Origin of the sequence: Erysipelatoclostridium sp. MSK.23.31, assembly GCF_019125875.1 — a bacterium.
Taxonomy (GTDB): domain Bacteria; phylum Bacillota_I; class Bacilli_A; order Erysipelotrichales; family Coprobacillaceae; genus Thomasclavelia; species Thomasclavelia ramosa.
Genome location: NZ_JAHOCB010000001.1, coordinates 88,934 through 108,879, shown reverse-complemented (window position 1 = coordinate 108,879; position 19,946 = coordinate 88,934). Strand labels below are relative to the sequence as shown.

Below are 19,946 nucleotides of genomic sequence, written 5' to 3'. Positions count from 1 at the left end.
GAAGATGAGATATACAGGATTTGTAATATCAGTAAAAGACATTAATGCATCAAAAAAATTTTATGAAGAACTATTTGATTTAGAAGTTTATCAGGATTATGGAATAAATATTACGTTTGATTGTGGGTTATCATTGCAGCAAGATTTTGACTGGCTTATTAATATAGAGAAAGAGAAGATTATTGAAAAAGCAAATAATCATGAAATTTGTTTTGAAGAAGAAAATTTTGATGCATTTTTAAAAAGATTATCTGTGTACCCACAAATAGAGTATCTTGATGATGTTATAGAGCATAGCTGGGGTCAACGAGTAGTCCGTTTTTATGACTTGGATAAACATATTATTGAAGTAGGTGAGTCGATGAAGATGGTAATTAACCGTTTTATTGATCGTGGGATGACAACGGAGCAGATTTCAAAAAAAATGGATGTGTCAGTTGCTGATCTTAAAAAACTGCTTAATGATTAAAAAGAATATTAAAGTAATAAAAGACCGTCAATGATCTTATTTTAAATCTAATAAGTTCATTAAACGGTCATTTTTTTCTAATGATTTAAAGACAAGTGCTCCGATAATTAAAACAATTAATTCTCCAACAGCAACATAGATTGCGTTTATTACATATGGAATATTGAAAGCATACCATAATTCAGCCCCAATAATCATTCCTGTTATAATTGCTCCTGCTCCAGCAGCTAAATAGCGATTTTTAATCAAGTACATAGCAATACATACTATAATCGTACTTAAAGTTCCAAAGACAATATCTAACATTCCCATTGGTGAAAATAGATTAGCAATAATGCAACCAATCGTTAAGCCAGGAATATAGCGTCGATTATAAAATGCTAAAAAAACAATTATTTCTGATAGCCTAAATTGGATTTCTGAATATGCGATGGGTGAGATTGCTAAAGTGAGTACAGCATAAACCCCCGCAATCATCGCATTGATTACAACCAGTTTTACTGAAATACCTTTGTTCATATATTATATCCTTTCATAGTATTATTTTCACTTAAATGTCACCTCATTGAAAACATGGATATTATATACGATTTTAAGTAAAAAGACTAGTCTTTCTGTATAGGAATATGAGAATTAAAATATTTTATATAAATAAAACAATATTTAAAATTAAATACTTGCTCTTTTTATCAAAAAGATTAATCCTAATTAATAAAATATGTGATACGATAATAATGATGTATAATTACGAAAGGAAGGTTAACATGTCACATCGTATAGTGGTGCGCAAACACGAAAAAATTGATTATCAGCGCAGTACTTTCTTTACACTTGCCCATACACATTATGATAAAGATTATTATATGGAAAATCATTGGCATAATAGTATTGAAATCACTTATGTAGTAAAGGGCTTAAAGGTTCAACAGATGGAGAATAAAGAAGTTATTGCACCAGCAGGAACTTTGTTATTAGTGAATTCGGGAGTAATTCATGATGTTGATGTAAAGAAGGGATTAGAGGGGATTGTCTTATTGATTGACCGTAATTATATTGACCATGTTTGTCCACAATGTATTGAACGTGGCTTTAGCTTGGAAAAAGAACCATTAGCTAAAAAGAAAATTGTGGATTATTTATTCAAATTAGTAGAAGCCTATGAAAATAATAATAAAGTTAAAGCTAATATTATTGTTTTAGAAATTATTAGTGTTTTGGCTGAACAGTTAATGTTAGAGGGGCATTATATTAAAGAAAAGCATGATGATGAAAGTTATGAATTAGTTATTTCGATTACTGAATATATTGATTATCATTATGCTCAAAAAATTAGTTTAGATGATTTAGCAAGAATGACATGCTATAACAAGACTTATTTATCAAATATTTTTAAGAAAAAGACAGGTATTACTATTTTTGAGTATTTACGTAATGTCAGAATGCAGCATTGTTTATATGAACTAAAACATTCTGATGATACGATTGTAAGTATTGCTTTAAATAACGGATTTGCAAATATTCAAATATTTAATCGTGTATTTAAAGAAGTTTATCAAATGACACCAAAGCAGTATCGTGAAAAGAATAAGAAGTAAAGATTAATGAAGATTAAAACAAATAAACAACAATAATAATAAAATCCGCCATGCTAAGATAAGTGTCAAAGAGGAGGATGTTATGAAAAAGATTAAAAAGTTTTTATCATCGCTAATTGCAATAATGATAGTTGCAACAATGGTTACTTCTAATCTAAGTGCATTAGAGGTAAATAGCTCGTTTGTTCAAAATACGAACACAAGTAATACATATGGTTATGTAAATTATGAAACAGATCAATTTGAAACTTATAGTAAGGTTTCAGGAAGTGCTGGGAATTATACAAGCATTGCTTCAAAAGTTTATAAACCATTATCTGGAGATACTCTAATCGTTGTTTTTCATGGTAATGGAGAAGGTGGTGTTGATGGGGTTAGTAATAACTACTCACAGATAGCTGCTAATCGTTTAGCTGTAACTTATACAACTGATGAACTACAAAGTGCTTTTAAGGGAGCTTATGTATTAGCTTTTCAAGCACCAGATTATTGGTATAATGATTATACGCAACAAGCAAAAACTATTATTGATCAAGCTATAGCAGAATTTGGAATTAAAGAAGTATTTGTTTCTGGATTATCAGCAGGCGGTTTAATGACACAACGGATGTTAGCAAAATATGGTGATTTCTTTGCAGGCGCATTAATGTCATGTGCTGCTATTGCCAAAAATGACCAATATGTTGAAGGTCTAGGTGGAAATTACACTGATTCTACTGAATATTTAGATGCTGGTGATGCTTATACAAGTGGTGATACCTTTAAGAAACCAGTTGATTTCAATCAATATTTAGCTAATTATGACGAATGGCTAGAAAATATTGCCGTAAGCAATGTTCCGATTTTCATGGTACATTGTTATTATGATACAACAATCTATTATGGATGGACTCAATATGCTTATAATATGATTAAATCCTATCGTGATGACAGGGGGCTTGATGGAGATATCTACTGTGGTTTATTTGAGGATGTCAGTTATCCTGATGAAACATATAGCAGCGCTCACTGGTCGTGGATCAAAATGTTGAATGGTGATGTTTATGCTTCAACTAATGCGAGTTTAGATACGATTACATGGTTTAAATCTTTATCAACTTCAACTAATGATTATCAATTAAAAACAGTTACTAATCCTGTAGCTGGAGAAGCAGTAGGTGACAATATTTATGCTTATAACTTAATTGCTACAGTAACTAATAGTGGTGAAAAAATAACGGCTCTTGAAATTGATATGAACGGTAAGAAAGTTGATGCTTCTAAATTAACAACTGAGATGTTTAAAATAACCGGATACAATAGTGATGCTAGTGGTTTGGTTAAAGGTGATGTTCAGTCTTATGGAATTTTTGGAAGCGAAGATGAGCCTGTAGATATTGAGGTGGCTAGAGTATCAGTAAATGAAAAGGGTAATATCATATTAGATTTAGCAACACAGAATGGAGTATTAAATTATACTTCTTTGGCTCGTAATCTTGCGACTAAGATTAGATATAAACTAGCATCAGTAGCTCTACCAATGATTGTTGAGGATAATTCAACAACAAATCCTGATGATAAACAAACAGCTGTTAAAACAGGCGATGATTTAAATGTTTTAGGTGCTGGAAGCTTAATGATTATTTCATTGATGATGGTAGCTGTATCTAAACGAAAATTTGATTAAGAAAAAAGTTCTACATTTTTGTAGAACTTTTTATAACTATTTAAATAAACCTAAGTTAATACAAGCGTTATAAATACCATCATCATCAATACTGTCAGTGACAAAAGTTGCAATGTTTTTAAGATATGCGTCACCTTGTCCCATGCAAATAGAGATAGCAGCATGATTAAACATCTCAACATCATTTAAAGAATCGCCAAAACAAATATATTTATCAAGATTATATTGTTTTAAGATAACTTGAATACCAGTTGCTTTAGTTGCATCAGCATGAGTTATATCACAATATGTAGAGACTCCGGGTAAGATATGTAAACCTTCTAATTGTTTAAATGGCGCATAATCATATCCATTTGGTCCATAGGCAATCATCGCTTCAACTTTTTGGTTTTGATAAATACCTACCGGAGGGATGATAGAGTTAAAAAATTTGCGTGCAGTGTAAACATTTTCATCGGGCTCTTGGGTAATGATTCGATGCTCCATTTTTAAAGCGAGTGGAATATTATTATCTTTAGCAATTTTTATACAACGATGGACTATTTCCGGGGAAATAACCAATTCTTCGACGATTTGAAAATTTTTATTAAGCACAGTTTGACCATTATTACAAACAAAGCCGTCCCAATTAGCAATATCAACAACCCCGGTACGTTTTAATGAATTAACAGCACGACCAGTTGCAATTCCAATTTTATAACCATTCTCTTGTAATTTTTGTAATGCTTTTTTAGTTGATGGAGTAACCTGGTAGTCATGGTTATCCATTAATGTTCCATCAACATCAAAGAAAATCATTGGTTTCATAAGCTCCCCCTTTTCATGCGTATATTTTAGCAAGCATACCTATGAATGTAAACAAAAAAGGAATATGACTAAACATATTCCTTAATTAAATTATTTTCCGCTTGGTAAAAATGGAATTAATCCCGCTGCTACGGCACTGATTGGCATTGATTGAAGAACTACTTTTCCTGGTCCTGTGACAACCGTATTAAAAAAACCTTCACCACCTAACAGTTTATTTTTAACTCCTTTAACGCTTTGAATTTCCATCTTGCATGTAGCATCCATCATAGCTAGATATCCTGTATCAATAACCATTTGTTGACCAGGTAATAAATCGTAAGAAATAGCTGAACCGTCAATTTCTAAAAAGACAGTACCTGTACCGCTGATCTTATTCATAATGAATCCTTCACCACCAAAAATTCCTGTTGCCATTTTTTTATTGAAAAAAACTGACATGTCAATTCCTGAAGTTCCTGCTAGGAATGATGACTTTTGTACAATAATTTCATGATTTGGATTAATTTCAACAGCTTCGATTGACCCTGGAAAAGAAGATGCAAAAGCAATCATGCCGTCTTCTTTAGCATGATAACGATTTTGGAACATTGTTTCTCCACTAAACATTCGACCAAATGCTTTACCAAAACCACCACTTGTTGTTTCCATTTCCATAACGGGATCCATCCAACTCATGGCACCGCTATCAGTAATCATTGATTCTCCTTTTTCTAAGTGACAAATCACTACAGGGAGATTGTCCCCTTTAATCTCGTATTTCATTTTATTTCTCCTTATTTATTGCGATACAAACTGGTGCAGGAATAGCTAAAGTTGAAGCTGTTCTAACTAGTTGTTCGCTTTTTTCATCAAATGTTAATAACTCTAATTCATCATCGTCTTGCGCACCAACAATTAAATATTTATCATCAATAATATTAAAATCACGAGGATTTTTACCAGTATGAACCATATATAGTAATGAAACTTTACCAGTTTCTTGGTTGACTCGATATAGAACGATGCTATCATGACCACGGTTTGAAATGAATAAATGATTTCCTGTCGCACTTAGACGAATAGCGCTAGCGCTAGAAAAACCGTGAAAATGACGAGGCGTTGTATGAATAACTTGAATTAGATTTAAATATTTATCATTATATTTATAAACCATTAAATTATTAGAAATCTCATTTACTAGATAAGCAAAACGACCATCTTTAGAGAAAATCATGTGACGTGGTCCAGAGCCTGGTACCACATTTAAAGTATGTTCAACATCTTCTTCTAATTTTCCATCCTGATAAGTATACATGATTACTTTATCAGCTCCTAAATCAACAGCATAAACAAATTCCTTATCAGGGGTTATTCCAACATAATGGCAGTGTGGTCCAGTTTGTCGTTTTAGTAGATCGGGACCAAGTCCAGTATGGTGGATAGCACAGATTTTTTCTTTAATAAAATTATTTTCTAATAAATATGATGCTGTGGAACCAACATGATAGTTAGCTGCAAAAAGATATCGTGAATTATCGCTAACACATAAATGGGTATAAGAACGTCCATTAGAATTATAATTATTGTTGGGAATAAGTTCTTCTTTGTGAATTGAAAAACTTCCAATTCCACCTCCATTATTAAGTCGACTAGCATTTTTGTAAGCTACGTATAAAATATTATTTTTAGTGATCATGTAAGATGGATAATCATGGGTTACTATATGTTGTACCAGAGATAATTTTTGATTTTCTTCATTAAGATCAATAATGTAAATTCCTTTATTGTCACTTTTACCATAACTAGATACATAGAATGTTTTCATGTTAAAACCTCCTTGTTTTTATTTTATCATAAATTATTAATGAAAGGGTTTTATTATACCATTTTTGCAATAAATTTTTATTCTTAATAAATGTTTTATTAACTACTAACCTTTGAATTTGATTATAAATGGTTGATTATAAAAATAAAAGATATTTAGTAATTTATTTGTGTAGACAATATATATTGTTTGGACTATTATAGTAAATAATTAATGTATTTGTTTATAATTAAAAGTGAAAGTGAGATGGTATAAGTGAAATCATATCAGAAGATAGAAACTGCTGCTAAGGAACTTGTTAAAACAAAAAATTTGAGAATATTACTGTTAAAATGATCTGTCAAATGGCAAATGTTTCGAGAAAAACTTTTTATGCATTATATCATGATAAATATGAAGTGATTGAACGCATTGTTGTTGATAATGTGATTAGTGATTTAAAAGGAATGCTAGAATTGTTAGGAAAGGTGGAATTAAATCAACCGATTATATTAGAAAAGATGTATCAACATTTTTATGACGAAAAAGAGTTTTATGTAAAGGCTATAAATATTGAGGGGAATAATTCTTTAGAACATTGTCTTTTATATTGTTTTGAGGAAATTAACTTAGAGATATTAAAAGATGTAGAAATAAGTTTAGTCGAAAAGGAGTATGCAGCTTACTTTTTTGCTGCTTCACAAGTTATGTTAATAAAGAAATGGTTGATTAATGATTTAGAACTTACACCACGAGAGATGGTGTTAAGTTCTCATAAATGGGCAGTTAAAGCTATGGTTAATAATTATTTTTAAAGAAGGTGACAAATATTAATGATTGTTACTTTTTTAGTTACGCTTAGTCTTACCTGAATTTAGCGATAGAATCTTATTGTTAAGATCACTGAAAACTTAGCTATGGCCGTGACTGGTTTAGAAGAAATTATTGAAGTACCTGATTAAGAAATACCTAACAATAATGGCAAACAAGATATCCAAAATTATTGGGATCTACAAGTGATGGGATTAAGATGGTACCTATATAGATTATGGCAATTAATGTAATTGGGGTGATAGTGGTGAAAAAGAGGAAGAAAAGCTAAATGTTGGAAGTCACTTTGAATAATGGTTTTTAAAGAAAAAAATAATGATTGTAATAGTTCTTCACCTTTACCTCAAACATAAAATGTTATATAATGAGTAAAATAAATTGGAGGAAAGAAATATGGATGAGAACTTATTATTAACATTACTTCATAATAATGCACGTATGGACGTTACGGATCTTGCGATGGCATTAAACGAAACAGAAGATAATGTTGTTGATACCATCAGCCAATTAGAAAAGGATAAAGTTATCTGCGGATATCATACGATTATTAATTGGGATCGTACAAACGTTGATAATGTAATGGCATTAATTCAAATTAATGCAACTCCTGAACGTGAGTATGGTTATGATCGTATTGCTAAAAAGATCTATGCATTCCCAGAAGTAGATACAATGTATTTGCTAAGCGGAAGCTTTGAATTCGTTGCGATTGTTAAAGGACACACAATGCAAGAAGCCGCCCGTTTCGTTGCCTCTAAATTGGCACCATTAGAAGGGGTAACTGGTACTGCAACAATGTTTGTATTAAAGCAATATAAAAATAATGGATTAAGTTTTGATGATGATGACAAAGAAGCTGCAGAAAGATTATTGGTAACTCCATAATGGATTTCAATAAGGTATTAAATGATACAGTAAGAGAAATACCACCTAGTGGTATTCGAAAATTCTTTGATTTAGCTAATCAAATGGAGGGAGTTATATCTTTAGGGGTTGGGGAACCCGATTTTGATACTCCATGGAAAATTAGAGAGGCTGCAATTTATTCAATTGAACAAGGTAAAACCTTTTATACAGCTAATCAAGGTTTAGTAGAACTGAGAAAAGAAATTTGTCGTTATCAAAAAAGAAGATTTGGTTTGGATTATTGTTATGATAAGGAATGTATCGTTACAGTTGGGGGCTCAGAGGCGATTGATCTTGCTTTTCGTGCAATTATCAATCCTGGAGATGAAGTGATTTTATTACAGCCGAGTTATGTCGCATATACTCCAGGAGTTGCTTTAGCAGGTGGAAAGGTAGTAAATATTGAGCTTAAAGAAGACAATGAGTTTAAATTAACACCTGAATTATTAGAAGCTGCTATTACACCTAAAACAAAAGCAATCTTATTAAACTATCCAAGTAATCCAACAGGTGGATTTATGACTCGTGAGGATTATGAAAAGATTGTTTCAATTATAAAAAAGCATGAGATTATTGTAATAACTGATGAAATATATGCCGAATTATCATATGAACAAAAATTTTGTTCAATTGCTGCATTTGATGAAATCAAGGATCAGGTAATTTTAGTCAGCGGATATTCTAAAGCTTATGCAATGACAGGCTGGCGTTTAGGATATGTATTAGCTAATGAAGTTTTGACTAAAGCAATGAATAAAATTCATCAATATGTAATCATGTCAGCACCGACAGGTGCTCAATATGGAGCAATTGAAGCAATGCGTCATTGTGATAATGAAATTGAAGAAATGCGAAAAGCATACATGCTTCGTCGTAATTACATTGTTAAAGCATTTAATGATTTAGGATTACATACATTTACTCCTCAAGGAGCATTTTATGTATTCCCGTGTATTAAATCAACAGGAATGACTTCTGATCAATTTTGTGAAGAATTATTAAAGGATCAATTAGTTGCTTGTGTCCCTGGTACTGCCTTTGGGGAAGCTGGTGAAGGATTTATTAGGGTATCGTATGCTTACTCAATCGAACAAATCAAGGAAGCTACATCAAGAATAAAAAAATTCCTAGATAAATTGAAAAAATAACGTTAATAGCGTTATTTTTTTGTATTTTCATGTGATACAATAGTGATATATAAGTTATTGGAGGGATAGCATGAAAAATGAGCAGTTACGGAATTTTATTAAAGTTGTTGATTGTGGCAGTATCAATAAAGCTGCTGAACAACTTTATGTTTCACAGCCAAGTTTAAGTCGTTCAATTCATTCATTAGAAGAGGAAATGGGGAAAGAATTAGTTATTCGCAGTAATCGGGGAGTTACACTTACGCCAACAGGGAGATTGCTATATTATTACGGGAGCTCAATTTTAGAACAGTTTCAAGTTTTAGAGAAATTAAAGAATTTAAGTGAGGAATCGATTTATAGTAAATTAGCAGTATCAGTCGATTCTATTTTTTTAAGGGATGACCTGATTTTACAATTCTATAATCACATTAAGTCTGCAGATACCGAAATAAAAATGATTGAGACTACGGCAGAAGAAGTTCTAAATAACGTTAGTGATATGACATCTGAAATAGGAATAGTAATTCTAAATAATTATCAGTTGGCAATCTTTAGAAAAATGACAGAATTGAAAGATGTAGAAATGATTGTACTTGGAACAGGACCATTATATGTTCATATAAACGAACAAAATCCGTTAGCTAAGGGCGAAATTATAGATGCTAAAGAATTGGTTAGCAGTACATATATCCATTTGCCTCATGATTTCTTTTCTAATTTAAATTTATCACTAACGATTGACGGCAGTATTCAAATCAGCAGTTTTCATAAAACTATTACGATGAGTAATTATCATGCTATTATCAATATGCTTAATCATACTGATGCTTTTATGTTGGGGCATAAATGGCAAATAGAAGAACTGAAACATTCAAGAATAAAAAGTATGCAGTTTCAAAATTGTAATATAAATAAATCATTCATTATTATTAAGCGTAAAAGAGAAATTTTATCAGATGCTGCTAAAATATTTTTAGAAATTATTAACGATAATTATGCGGATATGTAGATATACACAAAAAGTATAACTAGACCTACCAAGATAAGTATTAACTGCTTTTTGAATTTAGTATTAGAATATAGGTATAGAAACAGGAATGACAAATTCCGACACATATAATATAAAAAATACTAAAGGAGAAAATTATTATGAAAAAGAGTACATTATTAACAATGGCATCAGTTGGTGCCGTAGCTTTAACTTCTGCAATGACCTTTGCGGCATGGGATAATTTATCTGATACTACTACAAGCAATGAAGTGACATTTAAACAAATTAATGTGGAAAAGGCAGCTGATATTGTTCTTACCGAGCCAGTTGCTAGTGATTTAACTAGTTCTTACGTACCTAGTTCAAGTGGGGAAGTAACATTTAATATAACAGGTATAGATGCAGCTGATTTAAGTGGTAAGGAACTAAAATTAGAACCAGTAGTTAAAGCTAATGATACAGCAATTTCAACTGGCTATACTTTAGAAATTTATGATGGAACAGAGGAATCGGCAGAAAAAGTCGCCGGTAATGTTGATAAAAGTCTTACTGGAACTAATACTTACAAAGTAGTAGTTACTGCAACAGATGATAAAGCTGGAACTGATGCGTTAGCAAATAAAAAAGTAACTGTTGAACTAAAAGCAACATTACAAAAGACTACTGTTTAATGCTATCAATAATGGCATTTTTGTCCAAGTATATAATATAGGATGTGAAAGTCATGAAAGAAAAGGTGAGAAAATTTAGCAAGCTGGCATATTGGCTGATATTGGGAATGATATTGATGTATATTGTTGGGATGCAATTTTATGCTCAAGAGATAACTGATTTTATTGGATATCGCTTTTATGCAGTCATGACGGATAGCATGGAACCTAGAATTCCAACGTATTCAATGGTACTTACTAAAACAATTGATGAAAATGAATCTATTGCCCCTGGAGAAATAATTACATTTAAAGTTCAGCGGGGAGAGCAAGAAATAGTGTTGACACATCATTTTAATAAAACACAAGAAGAAAATGGACAATTATATTATCGAACAAATGCCGAGGGTCGAGATGAATTAGATCTATATTATACAAAACGTAGTGATATCATTGGTAAATATGTTTGGCATATACCATTATTAGGAAAGTTTATTATGTTTATTCAAAGCAAATTCAGTTGGATTCTATATTGTGAATTTTTACTGATTTGGCTAATCAATAAAACAATAAAAGCTCACTGGGAAGAAAAGGGAGAGCTTGATGATGAGGTTAAAATACCGCGAAAATTGGATAACGCTTAGTTATCCTTTTTTGTTTTATTTTAGTTAAGGGAATGTTAAGAATTAGTAAAGTGTATATGCTTGCTCAACAAAGTGTAATATAATGATGAGAAATCCGGAGGTGGAATAGATGGAAAAGGAATTACCTATGTATTATAAAGTGGGTTTAAATGATAGTGAAGTCCAGGAAAGAATTGCTAAGGGGCAAGTTAACGGAGTTAGTAAGCCTGTCAGTAAAAGTTATGGGCAGATTATAAAAGATAATGTTTGCACATTATTTAATCTTTTGAATTTTTTAATATTTGTAGCTTTAGTATTTGTTCAGGCTTGGTCAAATTTAGTTTTTATGGCAATTATTGTTACCAACTCAGTTATTGGAATTTGGCAAGAAGTAAAGGCAAAAAAACTAGTAGATCAATTATCAATTTTAACTAAGCCAACAATTATGGTTGTTCGTAACAGCAGACATGTAATTGTCGATATTAATGAAGTTGTTCTAGATGATGTTTTAGTTCTTGAAAGTGGAAATCAAGTATGTAATGATGCAACTGTGATTCATGGAATGATTGAGGCCAATGAGTCACTATTAACTGGGGAATCAGATCCGATTCATAAAAATATAGGTGGGCACCTGCTGTCAGGTAGTAGTGTAGTTTCTGGAAAATGTTATGCAAGGGTTAAAAATGTTGGTGATAGTAATTATGCAACAACTATTGTTAAAGAGGCACAAAAAGTTAAAGAGAAGAATTCTGAATTAATGGATTCAATGAATAAAGTTACAAAAGTTACTACTTTTATGATAATCCCATTGGGAATTATTTTGTTTGTTGAAGCAATGTATTTACGACAAGATACGTTATTTAATGCAGTTGTCTCTTCGGCAGCAGGATTATTAGGAATGTTGCCTAAAGGGTTAGTCTTGTTAACTAGTGTGTCGTTAGCAAATGGAGTGACTCGTTTAGCAAGACGTAAAGTGTTGATTCAAGATTTATATTCATTAGAGACATTATCGCATGTTGATGTTTTGTGTTTAGATAAAACAGGAACAATCACTGATGGAAAAATGAAGGTCGAAAAAACATATACGTTAGAAACAACTCAGAATTTTAAACTCGATGAAGTAATGGGCTCATATATGCGTGCCAGTGATGATAATAATGCAACTTTTCAAGCGATGAATAGCTATTTTGGAGAAAATAATCTTTATGAATATGTTAAAAAGATCCCATTTTCTTCATTACGTAAGTGGAGTGCGATTGAATTTAAAGGTATAGGAACCATCGTCGTAGGAGCAGCAGAAAAAATTATTTCTGGTGAACTGCCTGAAGATATTCATGAATTAATGTTGCAAGGAATGCGTGCGATTGCCATTGGTTATACTGAAAAGACTGTTGATGATAAAGAAGAGTTGCCACGATTACAACCACTAATGGCGATTATTTTATCAGATACAATTAGAAATAATACTAAAGAAACATTAGAATATTTTCATCAAGAAGGAATAGATGCGAAAATTATTTCTGGTGATAATGTAAATACAGTTATGGCAATTGCTAAAAAAGCAGGGGTATTAAATTATGAACGTTGCATTGATATGTCAACGATAAATGATGATGAAATTCAAGAGGTAGTTCGTAATTACACTATTTTTGGTCGGGTAACTCCTAGTCAAAAGAAAATGATTGTCGAAGCTTTAAAAAATGATGGTCATCATGTAGCTATGACAGGTGATGGAGTTAATGACCTGTTAGCGTTAAAAGAAGCTGATTGTTCAATTGCAATTGCTGATGGAAGTGATGCTTCAAAACAAATCTCACAAGTAGTTTTATTAAATTCAGATTTTACATGTTTACCAGATGTTCTTCTCGAAGGACGTAAAGTTGTTAATAATGTTACGCGTGTAGCGGGTGTATTCTTTATCAAAACAATTTATACGATTTTATTATCGTTGTTTTGTGTAATCAGTAATACTGCCTTCCCATTTATTCCGTTACAAATTACATTAATTGATTTATTGATTGAAGCAATGCCATCGTTTATGACGATTTTTGAAGCTGATACTCGTAAAATTACTGGACGTTTTTTGCCTAAAGTATTTAGTAAAGCAGCTGGTAATGCACTAAGTATTGTGATTTTATTCATTGCTATCATGATTTTTGGACCAATGTGGAAAATAAATGATTTAGAACTAGTAACATTAATGTATTTAGTTTTAGGAACTATTTCTATGGCAGCGGTAATACGCTCTTGTTATCCTTTTACAATGTTAAGAATTATTATCTGTACGATGATGGCTGGAGGTTTTTATGGTGCAGTATTATTATTTAGTGGTTTATTACATTTAGCACCGATAACATTAAATTTAGTTTTTATTGGTTTAATTTTATCTATTTTTGGACTATTTATTGAAAGAATTATTCATTTTGTTATTAAGAAAAGACTCGCATAATTGTTAAGGGATTGAAGACTTTTTGCTAATTTAAATAAATATATTTTATTGATAGCTAAGGAAGAACATTTTATCTGAAATGGATTTCCTTAGTTTTTCTTACGACAAATTTTAACAAAATAATTAAAAACCAAAATAACGGTTTTTAATTAGCTTATTTTTGGTATAAAAATTTTTTAAATTACTATAATAGAAGTAGTTAAAGGAGTGATATCATGAAAAAGCAAAGTTATCAAAAAGTTATAGATAAGGATATTATTGAAGTTAAACAGTATTTATTGGATATAAGTGAAGGATATTGGATGCAGGATATCCATGATCTTATTAATATAAGTATGGATGTTAAAATTATTCGCAAAAAATTAATGAGACGTAAGGATTTAGAATTAGCAGTATTTAGTAAGATAAAAAAACTAATTGATCAGGCTCAGGGTTTAAATGAGATGGAAAATCATTTGATCATGATGAATCTTTTATTGGATAAACATTATAGTCCGATGTTGACATATAAATATAAGTTATTAAATTATATTATTGAAAATGGTGGATTTTCAATTGAAACGTATTGTTTATTAAGACATCTAATTAAGTTTACTAATAATAATCTTAATGATTTTATCATGGCTTTGGCTACACGTTTAAACTTTAGTAATGAACGTTATCACTATCTTGCAAGTCATATCTTATTATTAGAAAAGCAATATAAAAAAGTATATAATCATCTTGAATACATTACAATTGATGAAAGACTGGGACGTTATTTACCGGCGTTGTATAACTTTAGTCCCCGATTATACAACAAATATGCTAGAATGATGTATATACCATTAAATTTAGCGATAATGTAGGAGTAAGGAAATTATGGGTGAAAAACTGTATTATGTTTTTAAAATCATTAAGGAAGCTAGGGAGCCGATTAGTGCTAAAGATATTTTAAAGCGTTTGGAAAATTATGAGATTTTTCTAGATATTAAAACGGTATATAGTTTAATAAAAAAACTTAATGATTTTTATTATTGTTTGAGTAATAAGCAGTTAATAAAAACAATTAGAAGAAGGGGTTATATTATTGATGAGGATTTTTTTGAAGATGGACAGCTGCAGCTATTAATTGACAGTGTTTTATTTAATCCCAATCTTGATAAAAAATCAGCGAATGATTTAGTTAATAAATTAGCTTTGATTAGTTCAGTTATTCAAATGGAACGTTTAAATACGGAACATCAAAATGATAATGAATTAACATATGATCTATTATTAAATTTAACTACGGTAATCAAAGCAATTAATAACCACAAAAATATTGCTTTTAAATATATTAGTTATGATATCAAAGATAATGCTCTTCAAGAGGTATACCATACTAATGGTAATCTTAATCCTGAAACATATGTTATTTCCCCATATAAATTGATTCTTAGAAATTCTAATTATTATTTGATTGGTTATTTTGATAAAAGAAAAGATAGTTTAAGTGTTTATCGAATTGATCGAATGCGTATCGTGAGAAATCATAGCAGTAGTTATGAAGATATTCAAGATCGTTTCGATATGGAAAAAGAATTTGAAAATAATGTTAATATGTATGTTAGTAATGAACGAATCGATTTAAAGATTGCTTTTGAATCTAGTGTACTAAGAGAAGTTGTTAATCAGTTTGGACAAGATATTAATGTAAATAAATGCTTTGATGGTCGAATTGAAGCATTTATTAAAGATGTGGCTTTATCAGATGGTTTAATTGGCTGGATAATGATGCTTCAAGATAAGGTTGAAGTTGTTTTTCCTTTAAGTCTAAAAGAGATTGTAAAGACACGAATAAGGGCTATGTTAAGGATATATGAATAGAGAACTTGAGGGTTCTCTTTTTTCTTTACGTAAACTTAACATAATAAATACAATTTATTGATATATCGTAAATTGCAATTTGATTATTATATAGGTGTCTTAAGAAAAGATAAAGAAAGGGATTATTAAATATGAAAAAAGTATTCGGAGTTTTATTAACATTAGTATTATGCTTAGGGCTTACTGGATGTGGGGGATCTGGTGATGATTCTTCTGCAAGTGGAAACGATGTAAGCGGAAATGTTAGCCTTAACGGGTCTACATCTATGGAAAAATTCGTAAATGCTTTAAAAGAAGCGATTACTGAAGAATATCCAAACTTAACATTAGAACCACAATTTACTGGTTCAGGTGCAGGGATTGAAGCTGTTACAAATGGAACTGCTGATATCGGAGATTCTTCAAGAGCTTTAAAAGATGAAGAAAAAGCAAAAGGAATTGAAGAAAATATTGTTGCTATTGATGGTATTGCTGTAGTTACTCATAAAGATAACAAAGTGTCTGATTTAACTACTGATGACTTAAAGAAAATCTATACTGGTGAAATTACAAACTGGAAAGATTTAGGTGGTGATGATCAAGCAATCGTTGTTGTTGGACGTGAAGCTGGTTCAGGAACTCGTGGAGCATTTGAAGAAATTTTAGGAATTGAAGATGCTTGTAAATATGCTCAAGAATTAAACGAAACTGGTGCAGTAATGGCAAAAGTTAGTGAAACAGCAGGAGCAATTGGTTATGTTTCTTTAGATGTTGTTGATGACACAGTTAAATCATTAAAATTAGATGGTGTAAAAGCTTCTGAAAAAACTATTAAAGATGGAAGCTACACTTTACAAAGACCATTCGTAATGGCTACTAAAGGAAAAATCAGTGAACAAAGTAAAGAAGTACAAGCTGTGTTCGATTTTATCAATAGTGAAGCTGGACAAAAAGTTATTGAACAAGTTGGTTTAATAATTCCAGATAAAAAATAGGAGTTAATTATGGAAAAAGATATTTTATCTATTATAAGTAATAGAAAAACAAAATCTTTGGTAGAGAAAACAGCCGCGATAATTTTTCGTGGCTGTGCTGTTATGTCTATCATTGCTGTTGTCTCTATTACAGGTTATATGATTATTTCTGGTACACCAGCTATTTTCAAAGTGGGAATACTAGATATTCTTTTTGGAACTGTTTGGGCGCCAACCGCTGCTGATCCTCAATTTGGAATCCTTTTAATTATACTTACCTCAATTATTGGTGTTTTTTTAGCTATTTGTATTGGGGTACCAATCGGATTGTTTACAGCTATCAATTTAGCTGAATTGGCAAATCCGAAAGTGCGTAAAATTGTTAAATCTGCAATCGAATTACTTGCCGGAATTCCTTCAGTGGTATATGGATTACTAGGAATTTTAATTATTTGTCCGTTTATGTATAGGTTAGAATTATTAATTTTTGCAGGATCAAAGACTCATCAGTTTACTGGTGGGGCAAATCTGATTTCAGCAATTTTAGTTCTTGCGATTATGATTTTACCAACTTTGATCAATATTACTGAAACAGCTTTAAAGGCAGTTCCAGATGATTATCGTAAAAGTTCATTGGCTTTAGGGGCAAGTCAAATGCAAACAATTTTTAAAGTTGTTTTGCCTAGTGCTAAATCAGGGATAGTTTCAGCAATTGTATTAGGAGTAGGGCGTGCAATTGGGGAAGCAATGGCAATTTTATTAGTAGCAGGAAACTCAGTTAATCTGCCTTTACCATTCAATTCAGTTCGTTTTTTAACTACGGGAATTGTTTCTGAAATGGGATATGCCTCAGGGACACACCGTCAAGTTTTATTTACGATTGGATTAGTACTATTTGTTTTCATCATAATTATTAACTTGATCCTAACATTTATTATTAAGAGAGGAGATCAGCATGAATAGTATCTTTGAAAGAAGACATCGCAGCAGCGATAAAATATTAAATTTTTTGATACAGCTTTCTAGTGCCTTGTCAGTGCTGATCTTGGTTGTATGTATTGGATATATTTTATATCGTGGATTACCATACTTTAATTTTTCATATTTAATTAATACTACTAGTATTTTAAAAGGTACGGTAGGGATACTACCAAATATTATTAACACATTATATATTATTGTAATTACTTTATTAATTGCCTGCCCAATTGGGATTGGGGGAGCAATCTATTTAAATGAGTATGCAAAAAATAAGAAATTTGTTAATATTATTTCTTTTACAACTGAAGTATTAGCGGGAATTCCTTCGATTATATATGGTTTATTTGGGATGTTATTTTTTGGAAATTTATTAGGATTTAAATTCTCAATATTAACGGGTTCTTTCACACTTGCAATTATGATCTTACCAATTATTACAAGAAATACTCAGGTAGCTTTAGAAGGGGTACCAAAAAGTTATCGTGAAGCTGCATTGGGTATTGGAGCTACTAAATGGTATATGATTAGAACTGTGTTATTGCCAAGTGCTATGCCAGGAATTTTAACGGGTGTGATCCTAGGAATGGGTAGAATTGTTGCAGAATCAGCGGCGTTATTGTTTACAGCTGGTTCAGTAAGTGTTTTGCCAAAAAATATCTTTACACATTTATCAAGTTCAGGTGCAACACTAACGATTCAATTATATTTGGAGATGGCTAAAGCTAATTATGAATCGGCCTTTGTGATTGCCTTAGTTTTAATTGTTATTGTTTTAGGATTAAATATGTTAGCAAAACTGATTACAAATAAATTTGATGTAAATAGGGTGGATTAGAATGGAAAATAAAATTGAAGCAAAAAATCTAGATCTGTATTATGGTGAAAAGCATGCTTTAAAAAATGTTAGTCTAGATATTAAAACAAATAAAATTACGGCTTTTATCGGGCCTTCCGGTTGTGGTAAATCAACATTTTTAAAGACATTAAATCGCATGAATGATTATGTTAAAGATATTAAGATAACTGGTAGTGTGGTTCTTGATGGTGAAGATATTTATGATAGTCGTGTTGATACAACGGTTTTGAGGAAAAAAGTTGGAATGGTTTTCCAACAGCCAAATCCGTTTCCGATGAGTATTTATGATAATATCGCATATGGACCAAGAATTCATGGAATCAAAAATAAAAAACAGTTAGATAAGATTGTTAAAGATTCATTAGAAGCAGCTGCTTTATATGAAGAGGTAAAAGATCGTTTGCACAGCAGTGCTTTAGGATTATCTGGAGGACAACAGCAACGTTTGTGCATTGCTCGTGCTTTAGCAGTAGAACCTGATGTGATCTTATTAGATGAACCAACAAGTGCATTGGATCCAATTTCAACATTAAAAATTGAAGAATTGTTAATGGAACTTAAAGAAAAGTATACGATTGCAATTGTTACACATAATATGCAGCAAGCGAGTCGTATCGCTGATTATACTGCGTTTTTCTTAGTAGGTGAGATGGTTGAATATGGAAAAACTAAGGATGTTTTTGCAATGCCTAAAGATAAACGTACTGAAGATTATATTACCGGAAGATTTGGATAGGAGAAAAAAATGTTAAGAACAAATTTTGAAAATGATTTAAACAAATTACACGTAGATCTTGATAAGATGTGTCATCTAGTTATTTTAGCAATTGAAAACTGTATTGTGGCATTTAAATCAGGAGATCGTGAATTATGCCGTGATATTTTAGCTGGAGACAAAGTGATTAATGATATGGAAAGAACGATAGAAGCTCGTTGTCTATCGTTAATTTTAAAACAACAGCCTGTAGCTAGTGATTTAAGAAATGTGTCTACAGCTTTAAAAGTCGTTACAGATTTAGAAAGAATTGGTGACCAAGGAGCAGATATTGCAGAAATTTTATTAGATACAGATGTAACCTGCCCTTATAAAATGGTTGAACATATACCTAATATGGCTCATCTTGCTAAAAATATGGTTAAACAATCAATTGAAGCTTTTCATCAGCATGATTTAAAAAAAGCTTCAGAAGTAAAAAAATTGGAAGATGATATGGATGGACTATTTGAAGAAGTTAAGGTAGAATTAATACAAATAGTAAATGAGTCAAAGGAAACGATTGATTTAGCGATTAACTTCCTAATGATTGCTAAATATTTCGAAAGAATTGGTGATCATGCTGTAAATATTTGTGAATGGGTTGAATTTAACCAAACTGGAACAGTTGATAATTATCGTTTGATCTAA

General features: G+C 31.1%; 21 protein-coding genes. 17 read left to right on the top strand and 4 right to left on the bottom strand.

Features of this window, described 5'->3' with window-relative positions:
- Positions 1-4: 4 nt before the first annotated feature.
- Positions 5-469 (top strand): glyoxalase, encoded by a 465-nt coding sequence (locus KSU54_RS00540; protein ID WP_003537065.1) that lies wholly within the window; start codon positions 5-7, stop codon positions 467-469.
- 36 nt (positions 470-505) lie between these two features.
- On the opposite strand, the gene KSU54_RS00535 is transcribed toward KSU54_RS00540, so the two are convergent.
- Positions 506-988, bottom strand: coding sequence for a QueT transporter family protein (locus KSU54_RS00535; protein WP_003537067.1), 483 nt, complete (start codon positions 986-988; stop codon positions 506-508).
- 245 nt (positions 989-1,233) lie between these two features.
- Between KSU54_RS00535 and KSU54_RS00530 the strand changes: the two genes are divergently transcribed.
- Both KSU54_RS00530 and KSU54_RS00525 read left to right on the top strand, forming a co-directional pair.
- Positions 1,234-2,064, top strand: a complete 831-nt coding sequence (locus KSU54_RS00530; RefSeq protein ID WP_008793040.1) for an AraC family transcriptional regulator — start codon at positions 1,234-1,236, stop codon at positions 2,062-2,064.
- An 82-nt stretch (positions 2,065-2,146) separates the two neighbouring features.
- Positions 2,147-3,730, top strand: coding sequence for a hypothetical protein (locus KSU54_RS00525; protein WP_003537070.1), 1,584 nt, complete (start codon positions 2,147-2,149; stop codon positions 3,728-3,730).
- A gap of 36 nt (positions 3,731-3,766) precedes the next feature.
- Here the strand turns inward: KSU54_RS00525 and KSU54_RS00520 are convergent, their stop codons facing one another.
- The 3 genes from KSU54_RS00520 to KSU54_RS00510 form a co-directional block, all read right to left on the bottom strand.
- On the bottom strand, positions 3,767-4,537 hold the full coding sequence (locus KSU54_RS00520) for a Cof-type HAD-IIB family hydrolase (protein WP_040434249.1): 771 nt from the start codon (positions 4,535-4,537) through the stop codon (positions 3,767-3,769).
- Positions 4,538-4,627: 90 nt separating this feature from the next.
- Complete coding sequence (locus KSU54_RS00515) at positions 4,628-5,302, bottom strand: TIGR00266 family protein (RefSeq protein ID WP_003537074.1); 675 nt, start codon at positions 5,300-5,302, stop codon at positions 4,628-4,630.
- Position 5,303: 1 nt separating this feature from the next.
- The gene (locus KSU54_RS00510) at positions 5,304-6,344 is read right to left on the bottom strand and encodes a lactonase family protein (RefSeq protein WP_003537076.1); all 1,041 of its coding nucleotides are present in this window, start codon (positions 6,342-6,344) and stop codon (positions 5,304-5,306) included.
- Between the two features lie 332 nt (positions 6,345-6,676).
- On the opposite strand from KSU54_RS00510, the gene KSU54_RS00505 reads away from it, so the two are divergent.
- The 14 genes from KSU54_RS00505 to phoU all read left to right on the top strand — a co-directional run bounded on the left by KSU54_RS00505 (position 6,677) and on the right by phoU (position 19,946).
- On the top strand, positions 6,677-7,138 hold the full coding sequence (locus tag KSU54_RS00505) for a TetR-like C-terminal domain-containing protein (protein ID WP_003537078.1): 462 nt from the start codon (positions 6,677-6,679) through the stop codon (positions 7,136-7,138).
- Between the two features lie 409 nt (positions 7,139-7,547).
- The gene (locus KSU54_RS00500) at positions 7,548-8,039 is read left to right on the top strand and encodes an Lrp/AsnC family transcriptional regulator (RefSeq protein WP_003537080.1); all 492 of its coding nucleotides are present in this window, start codon (positions 7,548-7,550) and stop codon (positions 8,037-8,039) included.
- Positions 8,039-9,208: an aminotransferase class I/II-fold pyridoxal phosphate-dependent enzyme gene (locus KSU54_RS00495; RefSeq protein ID WP_003537082.1), complete on the top strand. Its 1,170-nt coding sequence runs from the start codon at positions 8,039-8,041 to the stop codon at positions 9,206-9,208. Before KSU54_RS00500 ends, KSU54_RS00495 begins: the two co-directional genes overlap by 1 nt.
- A gap of 70 nt (positions 9,209-9,278) precedes the next feature.
- Positions 9,279-10,199: a LysR family transcriptional regulator gene (locus KSU54_RS00490; protein ID WP_003537083.1), complete on the top strand. Its 921-nt coding sequence runs from the start codon at positions 9,279-9,281 to the stop codon at positions 10,197-10,199.
- 140 nt (positions 10,200-10,339) lie between these two features.
- A complete protein-coding gene (locus KSU54_RS00485; RefSeq protein WP_003537084.1) occupies positions 10,340-10,852 on the top strand; it encodes a hypothetical protein in 513 nt (170 codons plus the stop codon).
- A gap of 53 nt (positions 10,853-10,905) precedes the next feature.
- Positions 10,906-11,475 carry a signal peptidase I gene (locus KSU54_RS00480; protein ID WP_003537085.1) on the top strand — a complete coding sequence of 190 codons (570 nt, stop codon included), beginning with the start codon at positions 10,906-10,908 and terminating at the stop codon, positions 11,473-11,475.
- 109 nt (positions 11,476-11,584) lie between these two features.
- Positions 11,585-13,903 carry a cation-translocating P-type ATPase gene (locus KSU54_RS00475; protein WP_003537086.1) on the top strand — a complete coding sequence of 773 codons (2,319 nt, stop codon included), beginning with the start codon at positions 11,585-11,587 and terminating at the stop codon, positions 13,901-13,903.
- 215 nt (positions 13,904-14,118) lie between these two features.
- On the top strand, positions 14,119-14,751 hold the full coding sequence (locus KSU54_RS00470) for a hypothetical protein (RefSeq protein ID WP_003537087.1): 633 nt from the start codon (positions 14,119-14,121) through the stop codon (positions 14,749-14,751).
- A 13-nt stretch (positions 14,752-14,764) separates the two neighbouring features.
- The gene (locus KSU54_RS00465) at positions 14,765-15,751 is read left to right on the top strand and encodes a helix-turn-helix transcriptional regulator (RefSeq protein ID WP_003537088.1); all 987 of its coding nucleotides are present in this window, start codon (positions 14,765-14,767) and stop codon (positions 15,749-15,751) included.
- A 131-nt stretch (positions 15,752-15,882) separates the two neighbouring features.
- A complete protein-coding gene (locus KSU54_RS00460) occupies positions 15,883-16,725 on the top strand; it encodes a phosphate ABC transporter substrate-binding protein (RefSeq protein WP_003537090.1) in 843 nt (280 codons plus the stop codon).
- A 9-nt stretch (positions 16,726-16,734) separates the two neighbouring features.
- Complete coding sequence (gene pstC, locus KSU54_RS00455; protein WP_117791860.1) at positions 16,735-17,667, top strand: phosphate ABC transporter permease subunit PstC; 933 nt, start codon at positions 16,735-16,737, stop codon at positions 17,665-17,667.
- Positions 17,660-18,520 (top strand): phosphate ABC transporter permease PstA, encoded by an 861-nt coding sequence (pstA, locus tag KSU54_RS00450; RefSeq protein ID WP_003537094.1) that lies wholly within the window; start codon positions 17,660-17,662, stop codon positions 18,518-18,520. Before pstC ends, pstA begins: the two co-directional genes overlap by 8 nt.
- A 1-nt stretch (position 18,521) precedes the next feature.
- Complete coding sequence (gene pstB / locus KSU54_RS00445; protein WP_003537096.1) at positions 18,522-19,277, top strand: phosphate ABC transporter ATP-binding protein PstB; 756 nt, start codon at positions 18,522-18,524, stop codon at positions 19,275-19,277.
- A 9-nt stretch (positions 19,278-19,286) separates the two neighbouring features.
- Entirely contained in the window at positions 19,287-19,946 is a 660-nt protein-coding gene (gene phoU / locus KSU54_RS00440) for a phosphate signaling complex protein PhoU (protein WP_003537098.1), read from the top strand.